Source organism: Algoriphagus sanaruensis, from assembly GCF_001593605.1.
Taxonomy (GTDB): Bacteria; Bacteroidota; Bacteroidia; order Cytophagales; family Cyclobacteriaceae; genus Algoriphagus; species Algoriphagus sanaruensis.
Map to the genome: position 1 here is coordinate 2,040,544 of NZ_CP012836.1, position 19,816 is coordinate 2,060,359.

The 19,816-nt window shown below is 41.4% G+C and carries 20 protein-coding genes; 6 read left to right on the forward strand and 14 right to left on the reverse strand.

Annotation, left to right across the window (positions count from 1 at the left end):
- Positions 1–265: 265 nt before the first annotated feature.
- Together AO498_RS08975 and AO498_RS08980 are read left to right on the forward strand one after the other, a co-directional pair.
- On the forward strand, positions 266–511 hold the full coding sequence (locus tag AO498_RS08975; RefSeq protein WP_236778583.1) for a hypothetical protein: 246 nt from the start codon (positions 266–268) through the stop codon (positions 509–511).
- Complete coding sequence (locus AO498_RS08980; protein WP_067546280.1) at positions 508–1,281, forward strand: XRE family transcriptional regulator; 774 nt, start codon at positions 508–510, stop codon at positions 1,279–1,281. The genes AO498_RS08975 and AO498_RS08980 overlap by 4 nt, the downstream gene beginning before the upstream one ends.
- Here the strand turns inward: AO498_RS08980 and AO498_RS08985 are convergent.
- Positions 1,278–2,366, reverse strand: coding sequence for a toll/interleukin-1 receptor domain-containing protein (locus AO498_RS08985; RefSeq protein ID WP_067546282.1), 1,089 nt, complete (start codon positions 2,364–2,366; stop codon positions 1,278–1,280). The two genes, AO498_RS08980 and AO498_RS08985, sit on opposite strands and share 4 nt — an antisense overlap.
- 66 nt (positions 2,367–2,432) lie before the next feature.
- Positions 2,433–3,200, reverse strand: coding sequence for a hypothetical protein (locus AO498_RS08990; protein WP_067546284.1), 768 nt, complete (start codon positions 3,198–3,200; stop codon positions 2,433–2,435).
- Positions 3,201–3,266: 66 nt separating this feature from the next.
- On the opposite strand from AO498_RS08990, the gene AO498_RS08995 reads away from it, so the two are divergent.
- Entirely contained in the window at positions 3,267–3,878 is a 612-nt protein-coding gene (locus AO498_RS08995) for a 2OG-Fe(II) oxygenase (protein ID WP_067546286.1), read from the forward strand.
- Here AO498_RS08995 and AO498_RS09000 read toward each other — a convergent pair.
- A complete protein-coding gene (locus AO498_RS09000) occupies positions 3,875–4,300 on the reverse strand; it encodes a DUF2141 domain-containing protein (RefSeq protein WP_067546289.1) in 426 nt (141 codons plus the stop codon). The genes AO498_RS08995 and AO498_RS09000 overlap by 4 nt on opposite strands.
- A complete protein-coding gene (locus AO498_RS09005; RefSeq protein WP_067546292.1) occupies positions 4,294–5,358 on the reverse strand; it encodes an AMP-binding protein in 1,065 nt (354 codons plus the stop codon). The genes AO498_RS09000 and AO498_RS09005 overlap by 7 nt, the downstream gene beginning before the upstream one ends.
- A 95-nt stretch (positions 5,359–5,453) precedes the next feature.
- Here AO498_RS09005 and AO498_RS09010 point away from each other — a divergent pair, with 95 nt between their 5' ends.
- Positions 5,454–6,290: a 1,4-dihydroxy-2-naphthoyl-CoA synthase gene (locus AO498_RS09010; protein WP_067546294.1), complete on the forward strand. Its 837-nt coding sequence runs from the start codon at positions 5,454–5,456 to the stop codon at positions 6,288–6,290.
- A 104-nt stretch (positions 6,291–6,394) separates the two neighbouring features.
- Here AO498_RS09010 and hutG read toward each other — a convergent pair whose 3' ends face one another.
- The 4 genes from hutG to hutH form a co-directional block, all read right to left on the reverse strand.
- On the reverse strand, positions 6,395–7,351 hold the full coding sequence (gene hutG / locus AO498_RS09015; protein ID WP_067546297.1) for a formimidoylglutamase: 957 nt from the start codon (positions 7,349–7,351) through the stop codon (positions 6,395–6,397).
- 71 nt (positions 7,352–7,422) lie between these two features.
- Positions 7,423–9,432 (reverse strand): urocanate hydratase, encoded by a 2,010-nt coding sequence (locus AO498_RS09020; protein WP_067546300.1) that lies wholly within the window; start codon positions 9,430–9,432, stop codon positions 7,423–7,425.
- A 45-nt stretch (positions 9,433–9,477) separates the two neighbouring features.
- Positions 9,478–10,728 (reverse strand): imidazolonepropionase, encoded by a 1,251-nt coding sequence (hutI, locus tag AO498_RS09025; RefSeq protein WP_067546301.1) that lies wholly within the window; start codon positions 10,726–10,728, stop codon positions 9,478–9,480.
- Positions 10,729–10,753: 25 nt separating this feature from the next.
- Positions 10,754–12,319: a histidine ammonia-lyase gene (gene hutH, locus AO498_RS09030; protein WP_067546303.1), complete on the reverse strand. Its 1,566-nt coding sequence runs from the start codon at positions 12,317–12,319 to the stop codon at positions 10,754–10,756.
- A gap of 177 nt (positions 12,320–12,496) precedes the next feature.
- Here hutH and AO498_RS09035 point away from each other — a divergent pair, with 177 nt between their 5' ends.
- On the forward strand, positions 12,497–13,363 hold the full coding sequence (locus tag AO498_RS09035) for a LysR family transcriptional regulator (RefSeq protein ID WP_067546307.1): 867 nt from the start codon (positions 12,497–12,499) through the stop codon (positions 13,361–13,363).
- Positions 13,364–13,412: 49 nt separating this feature from the next.
- Here AO498_RS09035 and menD read toward each other — a convergent pair whose 3' ends face one another.
- Genes menD through AO498_RS09050 form a run of 3 tightly spaced genes read right to left on the reverse strand, consistent with a single transcriptional unit; the run spans position 13,413 to position 16,731 of the window.
- Positions 13,413–15,101: a 2-succinyl-5-enolpyruvyl-6-hydroxy-3-cyclohexene-1-carboxylic-acid synthase gene (menD, locus tag AO498_RS09040; RefSeq protein ID WP_067546310.1), complete on the reverse strand. Its 1,689-nt coding sequence runs from the start codon at positions 15,099–15,101 to the stop codon at positions 13,413–13,415.
- A complete protein-coding gene (locus tag AO498_RS09045; protein WP_067546313.1) occupies positions 15,098–16,312 on the reverse strand; it encodes a chorismate-binding protein in 1,215 nt (404 codons plus the stop codon). Before AO498_RS09045 ends, menD begins: the two co-directional genes overlap by 4 nt.
- Positions 16,309–16,731, reverse strand: coding sequence for a hotdog fold thioesterase (locus AO498_RS09050; RefSeq protein WP_067546316.1), 423 nt, complete (start codon positions 16,729–16,731; stop codon positions 16,309–16,311). Before AO498_RS09050 ends, AO498_RS09045 begins: the two co-directional genes overlap by 4 nt.
- A 53-nt stretch (positions 16,732–16,784) precedes the next feature.
- Here AO498_RS09050 and AO498_RS09055 point away from each other — a divergent pair, with 53 nt between their 5' ends.
- Positions 16,785–17,414 (forward strand): histidine phosphatase family protein, encoded by a 630-nt coding sequence (locus AO498_RS09055; RefSeq protein ID WP_067546319.1) that lies wholly within the window; start codon positions 16,785–16,787, stop codon positions 17,412–17,414.
- Here the strand turns inward: AO498_RS09055 and AO498_RS09060 are convergent.
- The 3 genes from AO498_RS09060 to AO498_RS09070 all read right to left on the reverse strand — a co-directional run bounded on the left by AO498_RS09060 (position 17,374) and on the right by AO498_RS09070 (position 19,785).
- A complete protein-coding gene (locus AO498_RS09060) occupies positions 17,374–17,811 on the reverse strand; it encodes a hypothetical protein (RefSeq protein WP_067546322.1) in 438 nt (145 codons plus the stop codon). The genes AO498_RS09055 and AO498_RS09060 overlap by 41 nt on opposite strands.
- A gap of 99 nt (positions 17,812–17,910) precedes the next feature.
- Entirely contained in the window at positions 17,911–18,681 is a 771-nt protein-coding gene (locus AO498_RS09065) for a zinc ribbon domain-containing protein (RefSeq protein ID WP_067546325.1), read from the reverse strand.
- 3 nt (positions 18,682–18,684) lie between these two features.
- Positions 18,685–19,785: a Nif3-like dinuclear metal center hexameric protein gene (locus tag AO498_RS09070; RefSeq protein WP_067546327.1), complete on the reverse strand. Its 1,101-nt coding sequence runs from the start codon at positions 19,783–19,785 to the stop codon at positions 18,685–18,687.
- Positions 19,786–19,816 lie beyond the last annotated feature (31 nt).

Genomic DNA, 19,816 nt, shown 5'->3' on the forward strand with positions numbered 1-19,816 from the left:
AATCATACAAAAAAAGCCACCTATGGTTTCAATTTTAAATGATTATTCGCTGAGCGGTAGAAAGAGCCAATGAACAGTTGCCATTTATGGAATATTTTATTTATCCTATCTGGAGTGTCCTGTAAATAGTTGCCTGTCAATAATTTACCTGTACTGACAATATGCGTCAGAATAAATTGATGATTTTTATAACATTCAAATGTTGATTTTGACAACATTTTATATCTTAGCCGATGTAATGTTCGAAAATATGACTAGCGAAACCATGATCCGAATTGCGATGACAAAGACTCTTTCATCAGGAAAGAGCCAAGTGAAATTTACCGTAGAGGAAGAGGATAATGCTCAATATGGATACCTCTTAGTTTCGGAACCCAAGCCTGTTGGGGATATTCTTGAGGAGATCAAGCATCGATTGGAAAAGCGAAGAGCGGAAATAAAAAATATTAACCCATTTTTCCCAGTATTACCAATGGAGGGGGAAGGTGATTTCTTATTGTTTTCAGCATGACCTACTTAGCCTCAAATCTTCGGTTTTTGCGAAAGCAAAAAGGGATCACCCAACAAGATCTGGCGGATCAATTGGATGTGCAGCGTCCCATGATCTCTGCGTATGAAGATGGAAGATCAGAACCCAAGCTCCACACTCTACTGAAGATTTGTGAGTTGCTCGAAGTAGGAATGGAAGAGTTGGTCGAACACGATATTGAAAAACAAGGAAGAAAAGTTACCCAGCCTAAAGACTTCCGCATCTTAACCATTGCTGCAGATTCAGAGGATCGCGAAAATATCACTTTGGTGGGTCAAAAAGCTTCAGCAGGCTATTTGAATGGATTTGCTGATCCAGAGTATATGGAAACTTTACCTCAATTCCATCTTCCAAATTTATCCCGCCAAGCCACCTATCGAGCCTTTGAATTATCAGGTGATTCGATGTTGCCTTTAGTACCGGGCACTATTGTTATTGGGTCTTACGTCGATCAGCTTCATCAAATCAAAAGTGGAAAAACTTATGTTTTGGTGACTCAAACTGAAGGGGTGGTGTATAAACGAGTTTTTAATTACCTGCAGGAAAACGGAAAGCTGTTTTTAGTTTCTGATAATGAATTGTACAAACCTTACGAGGTTCGTGGAGAGGATGTCTTGGAGATATGGGAGTCAAAGGCATTTATCAGCACGGATTTTCCAAATCCTGGAGATAAAAAGAAACCCCTAACTCTAGAAGACTTAGGGGAAATGATTCGAGATATCCGCGAAGATTTGAGAAGAATCAAAGGCTAATTTTTGACTAAATAGGCTTCGCTCACTTGTTGATTGGCGAAGGTTTGTCCGATCCAGTTCGTTCCATCATCCTGTGTAAAAAAGGAAAAACCGTAGGTTCCTGGTGAATCATTCATGAGAAAGGAGTCGGAAACCAAGTATCCATTTTCAAAATGTCCTTTTCCGCTACCCACAGGAACATTAAAAAGGTAATATCCAAAGGAAAATTCAGCCCCATTTTGTTCGATTTGAAAAAATCCTGACCTAATCCCATTTTCATAAAGCCACCATTTTCCTTCAAAATCAGGTACTTGAGCTTCAAAGGTCAATGAATTGTAAATTTCATTTCCATCCGGATTTGTGACTCTAGGATCGACGGATGAGTTGGTGCCTAGATTTCCATTTGTAGAAATTTCTGGATTTTCCTCAATGGGTTCTTCTGGCTGGTCTGTAGCCGTAGAATCCTCTTCTAGGGAATAAGGATCATAATACGGTTCTTCTTGAGAGGGTATTAAGGCTAACAAGATGAATAAACCAATTACTCCTCCTAAGACCCAAAGGTAATTTTTCGCCCACCAACTTTTGGGTTGGGGCTTGGGTAGAATGGGCTGGGGAGATTTGGCTTTCTCAGTGATTCTTGCGGGAATTATTTTTTCAAGGACTTTGACCAGTTCACCGACATCGTAGTTCCATCGGCTGGAACTTAGTTCTTGGGCATGTTTTAGCGAAAGTTCTTGAAGTTCTTCTGGGAGTTCAGAAGCCTCTGGCATTTTAGCCCCATTCACCAGAATGGGAATCACTCTGATATTTCTGGATAAGGCCAAAGAAATCTCTTTTTTGACCCAATCGCCTTCGTTATGAATTCTCGGATTTCCCTTTTCATCGGTCACTTTGAGCCAATGTGGGCCAATCATAGCCAACAAAATTTTACTTTCATTGAGCGCTTTGGAGATGGATTGATCAAAATTGATTCCTGCTTCCAAAGTTTCTACATCATAAAAGATGTTTTCTTGACCAAATACTTGCTCGAGTTTGTCTTTGAGTCTGCCCGATTCTCCCGAAGAATCCTCTCTTCGATAGCTGATAAAAATTTTTCCTGAAGTCATAAAAAAGCCTGATTTGCAATCTATTAAAGGTAAGCAAATCAGGCGCGGAATTGCAAGTGTTAATCCTTAATCCCGAATTAATTCCTCAAATCCAGATTTGATTTTTCCAACTGCATCAAATGATGGGTCGATATTAACCACGCCTTTTCCAAGCTCATGCCAATACCCATCTCCGCACTCGATGTAAGCTCCTCGCTTAGATCCGGGAGTTTCCTTTGCCAATTCATAATGATAATCTGGCGTAAAAATCATTTTCATCAATTGAATTGCGTATTCCCAATGGATGATTCTATCCTTACCGTTTTTTTCAAAAATCACTTGGCGATCGGCAAAATGGACTGTCAGACTACAGTCGATCTGATCAGAAGAATCAACAAGACGGTAACTTACCTTTAATGGCAACTCTTTTTTGACAGATTCATAAATCGCCTGAATTAAGTCCTGTGCCATCAGTTGCCATTCGTCCTGATTGGCAGGAGTTTTCGAAACACCTGATTTCCCATTTTCATCAAGAATAGCATAGATGCCACCTTCAGTCAATGGTTTATTAGTCCATTTGGTTTGACTTATCAGTTCCTGAACTGGTTTGATCCAAACTTTATTTAGGGCGCCTTGGTAGCTGTAGTCATCCTGAGTGGTGAAGCCCTCATCCAAAATTTCCTGTTCGGATAATTCGTCTCGGTCGGTGTAATGAAGGTCCAATTGAACTTGAAGGGAACCTTTACTCCAATCTAAAGCGAGTCTAAAAACGTGGCTATAGGGTGGAGGAATAATCCCTGAATCATATTCAAGGACAATCCCAGTAGGTATGGATTTCGCAGAATTTGGATGCATAGTGGGGACAAAAGTATGGTTTTTCGCGTAATTAAGTGGTTATTTTGCAGCTTTAAACCCACTGACATGGAAGAGCTATTGGATCGGATCAGTTCTGAGATTTATCAAAATTCGTATGTGATTGTTGATGATTTTGTTGATTCTGGATTTCGAAAAGCTTTGTTAAAAGAACAGACCGAACTATTGGAAAAAGGGATTTTCCGAAATGCTGCGGTGGGAAAGGGAGATCAAAAGCAAGTCCGCACAGAAATTCGGAGTGATGAGGTGTTATGGATGGATTCGGATAATCTAAGCCCTTTGCAGGCTAGCTATTGGGAAAGAATTGATCAGATTCGGCAAGTCCTCAACCAACGTTGTTTTTTAGGCTTAAGATCTTTTGAAGGACACTTTGCAAGATATCCCATCGGGTCTTTTTACAAACGCCATTTGGATCAATTCCATGCTGTTCCGCATCGTGTGGTTACGGTGATTCTTTATTTAAATGACTCTTGGTCAAATGAGGATGAAGGTGCTTTACGCATGTATTTTCCTCAAGAAGATGGAACAGAGCATGTCCAGGATGTTCTTCCTCTTGGAGGTAGGCTTGTTGTGTTTTTAAGTGGTGAAATTCCTCATGAGGTTTTGCCGACCAAAAAGGAGCGAATCTCGATTACAGGATGGCTTAGAAATATCGACTAGTGAAGGTTGATCAAAATCCTTTTGCTGGTTTTTCCAACCTGTATGGCAACTTTTTCAAAACTCGGACTTGAAAAGTAGACTTTGGGGTTGTTGGAAAAGCCATATTTTTCAAGGGGGTAGCCCAAAGAATTGGTGGTTAATTTTCCATTGCCATCCTCGTCATGAATGGCTGTGATCGCATACCTTCCTTCGGGAATATCTGATAAATCAAGTTCAATAGACTTGTTTTTTGGTTTGATCGAATAGCTTTTCATTGCTTTTTCGATTTGGTCTGGAAATCCTTTAGGGTCCGAAAATACTAAGACTCGAATCCAACCCTCGTCCGAATTCGCATGTTTGACCTGAAGAATTATCTCCGGAATAGAACCTTGAGTATTCAGGTTCAGGACTAAAATTGAAAGAATAAAAAGCCAATTCAGCATAAAGAATTAAAGGTTTGAATTCGGTTTAGTTTTCCGCTTTCAGTCCTTGCAAAATGCTTGCTGAAATAGAATTTTCGAGGCATTTCATATTTATGAAGAACTTCTTTTAGACGTTCTTTTAGGATTTTTAACCGACTGTTTTCGGTTGCTTCTAGAATTAGGACAATTTGTTCACCCAGTTTAGGGTCTTTTTCTCCGAAAAAGAAGAAAGAGGTTCCGGGATAAATTTCTTCCAATACTAGCCTGGACTTTTCTTCTAATAATTCCGGGCTATACTTGATCCCTGCAGAGTTAATCACAAAATCCGTTCTTCCTAACCAGATAAAAGAATTTATTGACCTAAGTTCAATTAGGTCATTGGTTTGTATGGGATCAGTTCCGCTCTTGCTTGATTTCACCCAAAGAGCGCCTCTATCGTCTTGCCCAATTTCAACGCCAGGAAGTGCTTGATAGAGAAGTTCGCTTTCCGAAATCCTAGCCAGAGCGATATGCGAAACCGTCTCCGTCATCCCAAAAGTCTGCCAGGCTGAAATTCCTTGATTTACGAGTTCCGATTTAAGGGAAGTGGAAAGAGGAGCACCCCCGATGATCAGATTCCGGATTTCCTTCAATTTCACACAGGAATCAGAATCTTGAAGTGTAGTTTCGACTTGAAGTGGAACCATGGCTGCAAAATCGAAAGTCTGATTTAGGCCGAGCAAGGGATTGGCTTTCGGTTCAACTAGGTAGATTTCACAATCCCAAACCATCGCCCGAACCAGCATCATTTTTCCCGCAATGAAGGAAGGGTTTAAGCAACAAAGGAGAATTGAGTTGGAGTCAATTCCAAAGAAGTCCCCCGTTCCTCGAGCACTTGCTATCATTTGATGACGAGAAAGCGAAATTTCCTTGGGAATGCCAGTTGAGCCTGAGGTGAATTGGGTAAAATGGTGTTCTCCTTGAAGCCAGCTTTTGCAAAAAGAAAAAGCTGCGATGGCATAATCGGGCAAAGCCAGACTTATTTTCTCAAAATCATTGACAGTAACAAAGACTTGATTTTCAAAATGAAGCTTAAACATCAAAAACAGCCGAGTTAGATTGACTTCAAAGAGATAACAAATTCCGCAGGAGAGGGTTATCTTGCACAAAAATGTGATTTTTAAACCAAACGATCATGATCAACTGGATTACCGCCAAAGAATACGAAGATATCACCTACAAAAAGTGCGACGGAGTAGCTCGAATAGCGTTTAATCGCCCCGAAGTACGAAATGCCTTCCGTCCAAAAACTACAGCTGAACTCTATGACGCATTTTACGATGCACAAGAAGATACCTCTATTGGGGTCATTTTATTGTCTGGAGAAGGACCTTCTCCAAAAGATGGAGGTTGGGCTTTTTGTTCCGGTGGAGATCAACGAGCTCGCGGTCATCAAGGGTATGTAGGTGATGATGGGTATCATCGATTAAATATCCTCGAGGTACAACGCTTGATTCGTTTTATGCCAAAAGTGGTGATTGCAGTGGTACCAGGATGGGCCGTAGGAGGAGGACACAGTTTGCATGTCGTTTGCGATCTTACTCTAGCCAGTAAAGAGCACGCAATTTTTAAACAAACCGATGCAGATGTGACCAGCTTTGATGGGGGCTATGGATCGGCATATTTGGCCAAAATGGTCGGTCAAAAAAAGGCAAGAGAGATCTTCTTTTTAGGCCGTAATTATTCTGCACAGGATGCATTCGATATGGGGATGGTTAATGCTGTCATTCCTCATGCAGAGCTTGAAGATACCGCCTACGAATGGGCGCAAGAAATTTTAGCTAAGTCACCAACTTCCATCAAAATGCTGAAGTTTGCGATGAACCTAACTGACGATGGAATGGTAGGTCAGCAGGTCTTTGCAGGGGAGGCAACACGTCTGGCTTACATGACCGAAGAAGCAAAAGAAGGTCGTAATGCATTTCTTGAAAAGAGAAAGCCAAACTTTAAGGATATCAAATGGATACCTTGATTTAGGCCAAGTAAAAATAGAGGCTGAAATTGAAAACTCAGCCTCTATTTTTTTGTAGGTAGGTTATGAAATTTGGAAACTGCTCTTTGAGATTTTCGGGTGGATTATCCCAAAACTTTCCTCAAAATATACTCTATAGAACGAGCAGCAAGCCGAGCTGTGGTATTGTCCTGATCAAATTTCGGATTCAGTTCTACGACGTCTAGGCTGATCAATTTTTTACTTTTCGCGATCAATTCAAAAACCTTAAAAGCTATTTGGGGATTGAAACCCATCGGAGAAGGAGCGGAAACACCAGGTGCAAATGCAGATGAAAATCCATCCAAATCGATGCTGAGGTAAACCTTATTTACCGAGTCCAAAAACCATATTATTTGCTCCTCGATATATTCCCAATTATTGAGACGAAAGTCCTCCATGACGAGGTATCGCGCATTTAATTTTGAAGCAGTTTGAAAAAGGGATTTTGGGTTTGCTGCTCGTTGAATACCTAAGGCGAGGTAATGGAAATTATCCGGGAATTCTTCGGCAAGTTGCAAAAACGGAGAACCAGAATGTGCCTTTCCATCAGCTAATGGACGCAAATCAAAATGAGCATCTAGGTTAATGATTCCGAGTTTTTCACCTTTTTCAGAAATGTATTGTTGAACTCCCCGCCCATGAGCGTATGCCAAGTCATGTCCACCACCTAATAGTACCGGGAAATGATGGCTTCTCAGCATATTCAAGGTAATAGTAGAAATAGCCTGATGAGAAGCTTCAAGGTCTTGGTTGATCGTGAAAATATCTCCGTAATCCAGAATCGGCAAATTGTCTGGAAGGTGATAGGCTACCGATCCCAGCATCTTTCGTATAGCTGCTGGTCCTTCCAATGTTCCCAACCGACCCTGATTTCGAATGACTCCTTCTTCACCGGCATATCCCAGAATCCCCACTTTTCGGTCTGAGCTCTTTACTAAGTTCAAATTAGCTTGTGTTTGGACTACTTGATGCCAATAGTCAATTGAGTCTGATTTACGTCCAGACCAATGGTAGGGGGAAGGATTTTGGTGAAGGTTCATAGGTGGGAATCGAATTTATTGTGTAATTGAAATGCAAGAATACATTCAAAATATAAATAAACCTATAGAGTTTATAGGTTATTAAAAATTTGATCAAAAACCTGCTCATTTACTAGATTTGGGACAGTGATTTTAAGTCTTGGATTTCGTTCCATTTCCCGCTGAATGGCTTCCATTGCCCCTTCATTTCTGGCCCATGCGCGACGGGAAATCCCATTGTTCACATCATAAAACAACATGGATTTTAGCCTTCTCTCCGCATCTTGACTGCCGTCCAAAACGAGTCCGAATCCTCCGTTGATTACTTCTCCCCAACCTACACCTCCTCCATTGTGAATGGAAACCCAAGTAGCTCCTCTGAAGCTGTCACCAATTACATTATGGATAGCCATATCAGCTGTGAATCGGCTGCCATCGTAAATATTGCTGGTTTCCCGATAGGGGGAATCTGTACCACTCACATCATGATGATCTCTCCCTAAAACAATTGGAGCAGATATTTCACCAGATGCAATAGCTTGATTAAAGGCGGTTGCAATTTTCGCCCGACCTTCCGCATCGGCATAGAGGATTCTAGCCTGTGAACCCACCACTAAGTTGTTTTTCTCTGCTTCTTCTATCCAAATAATATTGTCTTGTAATTGCTGTGCAATGGATTGGGGAGCTGACTTTTGGATTTCCCTGAGAACAGTAGCTGCGAGTTGATCCGTTTTTCTAAGGTCTTCTGAGTTGCCAGAGGTACAAACCCATCGGAATGGACCGAATCCGAAATCAAAACACATAGGGCCTAAAATATCCTGCACATAACTTGGGTATTTGAAATCTAGTCCATTGGGAGAAAAAACATCAGCACCTGCTCGGGATGCCTCAAGCAAAAAGGCATTCCCATAATCAAAAAAGTAAGTTCCTTTGGCGGTATGTCGATTAATTGCTGCAGCTTGTCTTCGTAATGATTCCTGGACTTTTTCTTTAAAGGCGATTGGATTTTCAGCCATAAGTTGATTGGCTTCTTCGAATGTAAGGCCTACTGGATAGTATCCACCGGCCCAAGGATTATGAAGGGATGTCTGGTCTGAACCGAGTTCAACAAAAATGTTTTCTTCATCAAATCGCTCCCAGACATCTACCACATTTCCTAAAAAAGCGATCGAAACTACTTCTTCCCCTTCCTTTGCATTTTTAACTCTTTGCACCAATTGGTCCAAATCTTCGATCAATTCATCTACCCAGCCTTGGGCATGACGCTTTCTAGCAGCTGCAGGATTGACTTCTGCGCAAACCGTTACACAGCCGGCGATATTGCCTGCCTTGGGCTGTGCTCCGCTCATGCCTCCCAGTCCTGCCGTTAGAAAAAGTTTACCTCTGGAAGTTTGCCCAGATCCCAATTTTTTCCGAAATGCATTCATGACCGTAATGGTTGTTCCATGTACAATTCCTTGAGGGCCGATGTACATGTAGGATCCCGCGGTCATTTGGCCATATTGCGTTACACCAAGTGCATTAAATCGCTCCCAATCATCTGGTTTAGAATAGTTTGGAATCATCATACCATTTGTTACAATGACTCTCGGGGCTTCCAGGGAGGAAGGAAAAAGTCCCATCGGATGACCGGAATACATGTGCAAGGTTTGCTCATCGTTCATTTCTGATAGGTATTTCATGGTAAGGAGATATTGGGCCCAGTTTTGGAACACGGCTCCATTTCCTCCGTAGGTTATCAATTCTTCAGGGTGTTGAGCTACTGCGGGATCAAGGTTGTTTTGAATCATGAGCATAATCGCCGCAGCCTGTTTAGATCGAGCAGGGTACTCCGTAATCGGACGTGCAAACATTTCATAATCCGGCATAAATCTGTACATATAGATTCTGCCGTATTCTTTGAGTTCCTCTAAAAATTCCTTGGCTAATGTTGCATGCCAATCCGAAGGAAAGTATCGTAATGCATTTTTTATTGCCAGTTTTTTCTCCTCATTTGAAAGAATGTCTTTGCGTTTTGGAGCATGAGAAAAGGAGGGATTCCGGTCTTTTTTTGGAGGAAGATTTGAAGGGATTCCTTGTATGATTTGATCTTGAAAGTTCATTTTGTTGAGAGTTAAAGGCTTGACTTCAGGTAATTTTCTAATTTTTCAATCTTCCAATTTTCCAATCACTCGGCTTCCTTTCTTCCACACTTCTTCCGGCTTCATCTTCCCTTGTTGATACAGAATCTCTCGGTAGTCTGAAGTAGGGAAAAGGATAAAATCTGCAAGTTGACCTGCAACTAATTTTCCGCGATCATGCAATCCAAGGGCTTCGGCTGCTCGGAAGGTTATTCCTGCGAAAACTTCTGCTGTGCCGAGTTTTCCGAAGGTGGCTAGAATCGATGCTTGAGCCAATAAATCACCCATGGGAGCTGATCCAGGATTCCAATCAGAAGCAATTGCTAAAGCCCCCCCTTGGTCAAGGAGTTTTCGGGCGGGAGTAAAAGAGCAACCTAATCCAATGGAGGCGCCTGGCAGGGCTACCGCAATAGTTGCAGACTTGGCCAAGTTTTCAATTTCAGCTTCTCCTGAAGCTTCTAAATGGTCTGCTGATTGAGCTCCGAATGCTACGGCCAACTTGGAACCACCGGTCGTAAATTGATCAGCGTGTACAGTGAGGTCAAATCCCATTTCCATGGCCTTTCGGAAATAGGAATTGATTTCTTCAGATGAAAAAGCACTTTTTTCGATGAAGGCATCTATCCGATTGCTAAGCTTTTCCTTTTTTAGAAACGGGAAAAGTTCATTGGAAATCAACTCCAAGTATTCGGAGTTTGAACCAGTAAAATCCTTGGGATTAATATGTGCAGCAAGACATGTGGAAATAATTGTGGCTTGAGAGAGACTCTTTGCTTCATGGATAGCCCTAAGCATTTTTAATTCTTCATCCACTGAAAGCCCATATCCACTTTTTACCTCGATGGTAGTCACTCCTTCAGAAAGGTGTCGATTGGCATTTTTGGCAGTGATTTGAGCTAATTCGGATTGATTTAGTTTCCGAGTTTGTGTCACCGTATCCCAAATTCCGCCTCCAGATTGGGCGATTTCGAGGTAGGTTTTTCCCGAATTTCGCATCGCAAAATCCTTGGCCCGACTTCCTCCAAAACAAAGATGGGTATGACAATCCACCAACCCGGGGAGAGCTACAAATTCACCGGCCAACTCAATAATTTCTTCCTTAGGAAATTGCCGATGAAGTTTTTCCCAGTTTCCTACTTGTAGAATTGTTGGTCCATCGATCAGAATTCCTGCTTGTTCAATGATTTCTAATTGATCGTCTTTTAGCGGTCCTTTTACAGGTAGACCGTTCAAAGTCACTACTTGGGTAATCGGGCCGATTAATTTTAGCTTTTTCATTGGAAGATTTCCTGAGTGTGCCTTATTAATAACTAAAAACTTTACTCCATTCTGTTTCAAAAGCTAAACCTTCTGATTCTGCTATTCTTTTGGCTAATTCGATCAGCTCTCCTGATTTGACGAGGTCAATTGCAGTTTCCATGTCCTCGTACATGATGCGATCTGAAACGATCGGTTCAATGTCCTGCCTGACTCGATTATAAAGAGCGGTCATGATTTTTCCTGACTTCAGCGGAGCATGGTAATCCATGGCTTGAGCGGCATAAAACAGTTCAATGCCAAGAATCTTTTCTACATTTTCAATCACTCTGAGGGCTTTGCGAGCACCAATACTTCCCATACTCACGTGGTCTTCTTGCCCTAGTGAGGTGGGGATCGAGTCTGCGGAAGCCGGAAAGCAAAGGCCTTTATTTTCCGAAGCCAAGGCTGCTGTGGTGTATTGCGGGATCATTAAGCCTGAATTAAGTCCCGTTTCTTTCAGCAATAGTTTTGGAACACCCGGTGTGTCGCCTTCGATGGAAAGATAAATTCTACGATCGGCAATATTTCCAATTTCAGATGCTGCAAGTGTTGCATAGTCCAAGGGTAAGGCAATGGGTTGTCCATGGAAATGACCTCCTGAAATAGTATGCTCTGCATCAAATACCACCGGATTGTCAGTTACTGAATTAATTTCAATTTCTAATGTATTCTTCAAATGCAAGTAAGCATTCCAGCTAGCCCCATGAACTTGAGGCATGCACCGGAGAGAATAGGGGTCCTGAACTCGCGTACAGTGAAGATGAGATGCGACGATTTCTGAGTCTTTCAGCAGGTTTAAGATCGTTTGGGCCACATGCTTATTTCCAGCATAAGGCCGGAGTTGATGAAGTTCTGCTGAAAAAGGCTTTACAGATCCCATAAGTCCTTCAAGCATCATGGCTCCACTAATATTTGCATGTGAAAGCAAATTGAATAATCGTTCTACCACTTTGATACCATGGGCAGCCATAAACTGAGTCCCATTGATTAAGGCAAGTCCCTCTTTTGGACCAAGCTGCAAGGGTCGTTTGTCGAATTGGTCCAAAACCGTATCGGTTCGTTCCATTTTACCTTGGAAGTGAACTTTTCCCAAACCGATTAAGGGTAAAAACAAGTGTGATAAGGGTGCCAAATCACCCGATGCCCCAACTGAACCTTGAATCGGAACCACCGGAATGATGTCTTTCTCCAACATCCAGATGATTCGCTCCACGGTTTCCAATCGAATTCCGGAAAATCCCTGGGCTAAAGCATGGATTTTCAGCACCAGCATTAGCTTGGATATTTCAAGATCAACGGATTCGCCTACTCCTACCGCGTGACTTTTCAAGAGGTTTTCTTGAAGGGTTTTTGTGTCTGATGCTGAGATTTTGGTCGTGCAAAGTGGCCCGAAACCCGTGTTGATTCCATAAACAATGGCATCGCCTTGAGCTATTTTTTCTACAGCTTGAGCAGAGGTTTGGATTTTTTGGAGGGTCTCTGGGCTTAGAATTCCCTTTATTTTTTTTCTGGCCAATCCAAGAGCGATGGAAGCGCTGAGTTTGTCTTGTCCGTAATGGAAGATATTCATGGTTGAGTTAATCTTAAGGGTTTCTAAAAAACCAGGAAGGTTTTGAATAGATGTTGAAAATCTTATTTCATTAAACCTTCGAGGTCTGCAAGACCTCAAAGGTTCAGTAAAATTACTTCTTTCTTTTGATGCTTTTTGATACTATTATTGTCAATAAATGATAACTGTAGAGCATCAATGGAATTAAGGCACCTGAATTATTTTCAGGCAGTAGCGGATGAGTTGAATTATCGAAAAGCAGCAGATCGACTTTTTATTTCACAACCTGGGCTTAGTAGGCAGATCAAACAACTGGAGGAAGAATTGGGAGTTCAGCTCTTTGAACGAGATAAAAAACATGTGGAGCTTACAGCTGCTGGGAAGTTTTTAAAGGGAGAAGTCGACTTTGTCTTGAATCATTTAGAGACAACTAAACAGCAACTTTTACAAATCGCAAATGGAAGGGAAGGAGAGCTTCGAATTGGATTTTTGGGTTCTGCATCCAATCAGGTACTTCCCGAATTGCTAAAAAAAATTAACCAGAATTTTCCCAAAGTCACGACGAGCCTAGAAGAACTGAGTAATCAAGTTCAGGTGGAAATGATTCAAAAAGATAAGTTGGATTTAGGTTTTGTTCGCATGGCTTCTGTGCCAGATGAATTAGAAATGAAGTCAGTTTATCGGGATACGTTTTCATTGGTGGTTCCTGTTAACCATCCGGTTACTGTGAAAAATTTCACCAGTGTCGGTCAATTTGCCAACGAGTCTTTTATTCTATTTTCTTCAGATTATTCGAATTTCTATTACGAACAAATCTTAGGAATCTGTCGAGATTCGGGATTTTCACCGCGAATAAAACACAAGTCGGTTCATGCACTGACCATATTCCGATTGGTAGAAAACGGACTCGGCGTAGCTATTGTCCCCAGTTCCTTGAAGGAAGGATATGATTTGAACGTCCGATTTATGGAAATTCCTGGGACTTCCAGATTTACGGAGTTATCTGTGATTTGGAAACCTGACAATCGAAACCCTGTTTTGGGGAAAGTTCTTGAGATCGTTTAATGAATTTGAGCGTGTAGAATTGGGGAGGATAGTTGGTAATCCAAACTCTTTAAAATTCCCCAAGTACACTTTTCACCTTTTCTTTTACCTGCTTTAGAATCTCCACATTTTTAGGACTTGAGGATTCTATTTCGATGATTTTTGGTCTCAAGCTGGGGGTGTAGAAATTCAATAAAGCCGCTTCCAATTCGTCCTGATTTTTGGCTAAGCTATACTCAAAGCCAAATTCTGCAGCCAAGTGGGATGCATTTAACTTTTGGGAAGTTTCAAAAAACTCCTCTAATTCCGGTTGCTTTGATGGTCCATCAATGATCCTGAAAATTCCTCCAGCATGATTGTTCAATAGGATAACCCGGAGGTTGGGAATGTTGTAGTTGTGCCAAAATGCATTGCGATCATAGAAAAAAGCCATGTCTCCAGTGATCAGCGTTACGGGTTCTTTGGTCGTAAATGTGCAACCAACCGCGGTGCTATTGCTTCCATCGATGCCACTTGTGCCTCTATTGCAGATGATTTCTTGGTTCCTTTTTCCTAGAAAATTCACGTACCTAACCGCCATTGAATTGGCTAAATGAATCTTAGAGAATGGAGGTATTTTTTTCAGAACTCGATGCAAGGCTAGATATTCTCCGAACTCAACCGATTCAAATATTTCGGGTAAGGCAGCCTGTACTCTTTTTTCTAAGCTCATCCAATTTTGTGCAAAATTACCCTCTTGAGTAGGTAGGTTTTGCGAGAGCCAAGTGAAAAAGCCCATGGGTGAACAAGCCAAGATTCGTGTCAGGTGTTGAAAGGTATCTTTAGATTGCCCATCGGGCTGAATATGCCAATGAGAACAGGATTGTTTCCGCAGAAATTGCTTGAGCGACTTCGAAATCACTGATTTTCCAAACGTAATCACGAGATCTGGAACAAGCTCTGCATGTCGCTTTTCATTTCCTAACCAATGATCATGAAGTGAAATGCTCTGCTCACCTTGAAGGTTTGAAATCGAATCTGAAACAATCACCACCTGTTTGTTTTTGGCAAGTTGATCAAGCAAAGTTTGAAGTTGTGGATTTGGTTTTTGTTGACCAGGAACAATCATTAATCGCTTTACCTCTTGAAGGCGGTTTTTAATGTGTCTTAGGCTCTCCTCACTCAGTTGAGTCTGGCTTGTCACAAGCGTGAATTCTCGTGGAATTTCAGGGTATTCAAATTTTTCTCCTTCTGTAGGATAAAATGGTTCGCGAAGTGGAATATTGATATGAACAGGTCCAGCAGGAAATTGCTTACTTAAGTTGATGGCTTCATTCACGATTCTTCCTGCATGCCAAACCTGATCTTTTTGCTTAAAGGAATCCGGAAATCGGAATGATTTTTTGACATGTTTTCCATAGACTTCCTCTTGGAAGATCGTCTGTCCGTCCCATTGATCAATCCATTCAGTAGGTCGATCTGCTGTTAAAATTAAAAGAGGGATTTGTTGAAAAAAGGCCTCTGAAATGGCAGGAAAGTAATTTAACGCTGCAGAGCCGGAAGTGCAAACTAGCACCACCGGCTGACCTAACTGTTGAGCCATTCCCAAAGCGATAAATGCAGCCGCTCGTTCATCTGGAATCGTTCGAGCATGGATTTCAGGATGTCGGGCAAATGCCAAAGTCAAAGGAGCGCAACGCGAACCTGGAGAGAGGATGGCATTTTGTATGCCTTTTTTGGCACAGATGGCCACCAAATCGAGAATAGGCTGAATGATCAAGCGCTTTGATTTTTGATGAATTTACCGATGATATCGCACTTCATTTCTGTCTCCTCCCATTCTTTTTCTGGGTCTGAATCTTCAGTAACCCCAGCTCCCGCAAATAGAATTACCTGATCGTTTTGAAAGTTGGCAGTTCTTAAATTGACATAAATGGAAGTCTCGGATTCAATATTAACTGGACCAATAAAACCGGCGAAAAAGCTTCTGTCAAACTTTTCTTTTTCCTTCAAAAATTCATGGGCTTCCTTTCTTGGCATCCCACAAACGGCAGAAGTAGGGTGGAGGAGATCCAGCATGACAGAACCCAGTTGGGGAAATCCTGTGGATTTCATGTCTACTTTGAAGTCTGTCCGTAGGTGGAGAAGATTTCCAGCCTGTATGGTTTTAGGCCCATGTTCCTCATATTCTCGAAGCCTGATTTTTTTGAAACAGTCCACAATATACCTTCTCACCAGTGCCTGCTCTTCAATTTCTTTTTGAGTCCAAGCTGCGGATTTATTGGGGTTGTCTCCTTTCACCGCTTGAGTTCCTGCCAACGCCATAGTGAAGAAAAAGTCACCTTTCGTTTCGATCAGTACCTCTGGTGTTGCGCCCATCCAAGTTCCCAATTGAGGGACATGGAAAAAATTTACAAATGAATTTGGATAGGATTCGATGAGTTCAAAAAATGTTTTTGCCAGGTCAAAACCCTCCGGTAAGGGAAGAGATTTGGTTCGCGCAGGTACAATTTTTTCAAGATTCCCATTTCCAATTTCTTCCAAACCTGAGTTGACCAAGGAAATAAACTCCTCTTTTTGACTCCCTCCCCAAGTGCTATTTTCAAATCTTGAGATTTGAATTCGGAGTAGTTTTTCAATACTCGCTTTGGTACTTTCTGAATTTGCCAAATTGGATTGAACCCAGGAAGGCAATTCCTCAGGCACTATTGGACTAGCTAGGTCAAACTTAAAATATTGGTTGGCTTGGATAAAAAATCCTTTTCGGTCTTCTTGATCTGCGAAGGGATGTAAAATAAAGCCTGCAGGAAGTGATTCCAGATTTAATTCTACTCGATTGGGTTCTTGACGATCATCCAAGATAAACTCCACGGTATTGGTTCGAGGCTTTCTCCATAATGCAAAAGAGCCACCTGAAAGGAGCCCATGATGTAGGAGCATTTGGATCGCCTCTAGATGTGAAATTGCAGGAATGGTATCCGTTAAATTCATTTTTTATCCAAAATTGCCATCGTAATTCTGCTGATACAGCACAACTGATCGGCATTGTTATATATTTTTATTTCCCATACCTGGGTGGATTTTCCCAGATGAACTGGTTTTGCAATCCCTTTGACTACACCCTCTCGTACGGATTTTAGGTGATTAGCGTTGATTTCTAGACCCACACAAATTTGTTGATTTAAATCAAGGGTCAATGATGCAGCGACACTTCCTAGAGTCTCTGCCAATGCAACGTTAGCTCCTCCATGTAACAGGCCAAATGGCTGTATGGTTCGATGATCCACTGGCATTGTAGCTTCCAAAAAATCATTCCCAATTGCAGTGAATTTAATTCCAAGGTGGTCAACCATGGAAGAAATTCGAGGCGTATTTAACTGTTCTAGGGAGGGTTTGGAAACAAAAACCATTAGAATCTGGGCTAAATGAAGTTTATTTGGGCTTTGGACAAAAATAAAGAAACTTGAACCGAAAAAAAATTTACCTAGTCAGACACGGTCAAACCGATTTTAATCTTCAGGGGGTAGTTCAGGGTAGCGGGATAGATGCGCCTATTAATGCTACAGGACAAGCCCAAGCGAAGGCATTTTTTGAGTCATATCATAAGGTTGCCTTTGACCAATTATATCATACTGCACTTATTAGAACCAAGCAATCTATTCAAGGATTTATTGATCTGGGGATTCCGACACAAGCACTTCCGGAACTTAATGAGATATCTTGGGGTGATTTTGAAGGAACTCCAATGACCCCCGAAGAAGGGGAATATTACCAGCATATGCTACATCAATGGCAACAAGGAAATTTGGATTACGCAATTGCTGGAGGAGAAAGCCCAAATCAGGTAGCAGAAAGAATCAGAAGAGGGATTTCCAAGTTGCTTCAAGGTCCTGGAGAAACTCTTTTAGTGTGCATGCATGGTCGTGCGATGCGAATATTTCTGAGTTTGATTTTGGAAAAAGATCTTAAGGATATGGATCAATTTGAACATCATAATCTATGTCTTTATCTACTTAATCAGCAGGAAGACGGGTCATTTGTAGTTGAAAAATTTAATGACCTGGAGCACTTACAAAAGTTGAAGGCGCTTTAACTCCCCTAGAGGTTTTCTTTTTTGGAGTGGAATCATCCTCGGAATGAGCGATCAGTTGAGTGATTAACTGTTTGTTTTCAGTGAGGTCATACACTCGAAAAGCCAACTGTTGCAGTTGAATCTTATCAGCTCCGAGGTTGATCAAAAATTCACCCATCATGCACTCATCAAAATTGGAAAAGGGGATTTCGATGAAAAGTGCGAGTTCGGAATTGCCTTCGTAGGACTTGGTCTCAAAGAAAGAAGAAAATTGAGCCTCAATCTGGGAAAGACTGATTTTAGCAGATTTGAGATCTTTTTGTTTAAAAAGAAGTAAAAAAGTTTTAGGCTCAGGATCTTTTGCAAATCCTGAGAAGCAGCAAGTCAGAAAGAAGAATAGTACTGCTAACTTTTTCATAGCCGTCAATATAAAAATAAAAGTCAGGCCAAGTCAATATTGTTTGAGAATCTTCTCTTGGTCAAAAAAAAAATCCCCGATTAATCGGGGATTTATGATTTAAGCTTTCGCTGATTTTCTTTTTGTTTTTACAGTTTCGTCTTCAACTTCATCTTCGACGCCTGCAAGGATTCTTCCGCAATGTTCACAAACAATAAGTTTTTTCTTTTCGCGGATATCAGCCTGTCTTTGGGGAGGAACTGTGTTGAAACAACCACCGCAAGCTCCTCTTTTCACCATTACTACAGCAAGACCGTTCTTGGCATTTGCTCTGATCTTAGTGTAGGACTTGATAAGTCTGTCTTCTACTTTTTTGGAAGCTTTCTCACGATCAGCCATCAACTTAGCTTCTTCAGATTCACTTTCCGAAACGATGGTTGATAGTTCGTCTTTCTTAAGATCAAGATCTTTCTGACGATCTTTCATCAAGTTGCTGAGTTGGTCAAGATCGGCCTTTTTGTTGTCGATTTTAACTCCAGTCTCAGCAATTTTCTTCTTAGAAACTTGAATTTCTAAATCCTGAAGCTCAAGCTCTTTTGTGATCGCATCATATTCACGGTTGTTTCTAACATTCATCTGCTGATCTTGATACTTTTTGATCAGTTTTTCAGATTCTTTAATGTTTTCCTTGTGTCGTTTGATGTCTTCCTCAAAAGCCTCTATGTCTCTTTGGAATTTTTCTAGACGAGTTTCGTAGCCTGCTATTTCATCCTCAAGGTCTTGAACCTCTTCTGGGAGAGCTCCCCGTACTTTAATGATGGCGTCAAGTCTTGAATCTATAAGTTGAAGGTTGTAGATAGCTTCGAGTTTCTGTGCTACTGTACTTTCCATGTACTATCGGTAGGATGTGGGATTTGTGACTACTTTTGACAAATAGAGTGCAATATTAGGAAATTTTATTGACAAAAATTCGGCAATTAAATCTTTTGTAAAAATTTCACTTTCATAATGCCCGATATCGCAAAGGACCAATTGATCTTCTGCATCAAAGAATTCATGATATTTCACGTCCGCGGTGATAAAAATATCGGCTTTAGCTCTTTTCGCTTCCGAAAGTAAGAAAATTCCCGCTCCCCCGCACACTGCTACACGTTGAATTGGTTTATTTATAAATGCAGTATGCTTGATGACAGAAAGATTCATCTTCTCTTTTAATGCATCCAAAAAATCATTCTCGGAGAGTGGTGTGGGTAATTCTGCGATCATTCCTGCACCAACTTCCTGATTTTCATTTTCTAAGGGCTGGAGGTAATAGGCTACTTCTTCATAAGGATGGGAAGACCTCATCGCCGAAAGTACTTTTCCTTGAAGATAATGAGGGAGAATGACCTCGATTCTAATTTCTGATTCTACATGAGGGACGCCTCGAGTTCCGAGGTGTGGGTTAGCTCGATCAGATGGAGTAAAGGTGCCACTCCCTTCCACTTGAAAGGAACAATCCTTGTATTCTCCGATTTGCCCGGCACCAGCCTCAAAAACTGCTTGAAGCACTTGGTCTTTATGTGATGGCGGAACAAAAAATACCAATTTAGAAAGTGCTTGACGTTTGGGTTGAAGAATTCTGGTGTTAAGAAGTCCTAATTGATCACAGATTCGCTTATTGACTCCAGTTGCTACATGGTCGAGATTGGTGTGGATCGCATAGATGGAAACGTCGTTTTTGATGGCTTTGAGGATGGTTCGTTCGACATAATTTTTCCCAGTCAAACTCTTCAAACCTTTAAACACAATCGGATGATGTGCAATAATCAGGTTTGCTCCAAGTTCGATAGCTTCGTCTACAACCTTCTCTGTACAGTCAAGCGTTGAAATCACTCCTGTTACTTTTGCATTTCTATCCCCACAAATCAAGGTTGCATTATCATAACTTTCTTGGTAGGCTGGTGGAGCCCATTGTTCCAAGACCTGAATGATTTCCTGAATTCGGTGTCCCATATTTTTCTTTTCTTTGATCAAAATTAGTAAT

Bases quoted from the DNA above. Each gene is read 5' to 3' on its own strand.
- AO498_RS08975 (WP_236778583.1), top strand. From the start codon at position 266: ATGATCCGAATTGCGATGACAAAGACTCTTTCATCAGGAAAGAGCCAA.
- AO498_RS09065 (WP_067546325.1), bottom strand. From the start codon at position 18,681: ATGGAAAGTACAGTAGCACAGAAACTCGAAGCTATCTACAACCTTCAA.
- hutI (WP_067546301.1), bottom strand. From the start codon at position 10,728: ATGAAAAAGCTAAAATTAATCGGCCCGATTACCCAAGTAGTGACTTTG.
- AO498_RS09035 (WP_067546307.1), top strand. From the start codon at position 12,497: ATGGAATTAAGGCACCTGAATTATTTTCAGGCAGTAGCGGATGAGTTG.
- AO498_RS09005 (WP_067546292.1), bottom strand. From the start codon at position 5,358: ATGTTTAAGCTTCATTTTGAAAATCAAGTCTTTGTTACTGTCAATGAT.
- AO498_RS09010 (WP_067546294.1), top strand. From the start codon at position 5,454: ATGATCAACTGGATTACCGCCAAAGAATACGAAGATATCACCTACAAA.
- AO498_RS09060 (WP_067546322.1), bottom strand. From the start codon at position 17,811: ATGAAAAAGTTAGCAGTACTATTCTTCTTTCTGACTTGCTGCTTCTCA.
- AO498_RS09045 (WP_067546313.1), bottom strand. From the start codon at position 16,312: ATGAATTTAACGGATACCATTCCTGCAATTTCACATCTAGAGGCGATC.
- hutH (WP_067546303.1), bottom strand. From the start codon at position 12,319: ATGAATATCTTCCATTACGGACAAGACAAACTCAGCGCTTCCATCGCT.
- AO498_RS08980 (WP_067546280.1), top strand. From the start codon at position 508: ATGACCTACTTAGCCTCAAATCTTCGGTTTTTGCGAAAGCAAAAAGGG.
- AO498_RS09000 (WP_067546289.1), bottom strand. From the start codon at position 4,300: ATGCTGAATTGGCTTTTTATTCTTTCAATTTTAGTCCTGAACCTGAAT.
- AO498_RS09070 (WP_067546327.1), bottom strand. From the start codon at position 19,785: ATGGGACACCGAATTCAGGAAATCATTCAGGTCTTGGAACAATGGGCT.
- AO498_RS09020 (WP_067546300.1), bottom strand. From the start codon at position 9,432: ATGAACTTTCAAGATCAAATCATACAAGGAATCCCTTCAAATCTTCCT.
- AO498_RS08985 (WP_067546282.1), bottom strand. From the start codon at position 2,366: ATGACTTCAGGAAAAATTTTTATCAGCTATCGAAGAGAGGATTCTTCG.
- hutG (WP_067546297.1), bottom strand. From the start codon at position 7,351: ATGAACCTTCACCAAAATCCTTCCCCCTACCATTGGTCTGGACGTAAA.
- AO498_RS08995 (WP_067546286.1), top strand. From the start codon at position 3,267: ATGGAAGAGCTATTGGATCGGATCAGTTCTGAGATTTATCAAAATTCG.
- AO498_RS08990 (WP_067546284.1), bottom strand. From the start codon at position 3,200: ATGCATCCAAATTCTGCGAAATCCATACCTACTGGGATTGTCCTTGAA.
- AO498_RS09050 (WP_067546316.1), bottom strand. From the start codon at position 16,731: ATGGTTTTTGTTTCCAAACCCTCCCTAGAACAGTTAAATACGCCTCGA.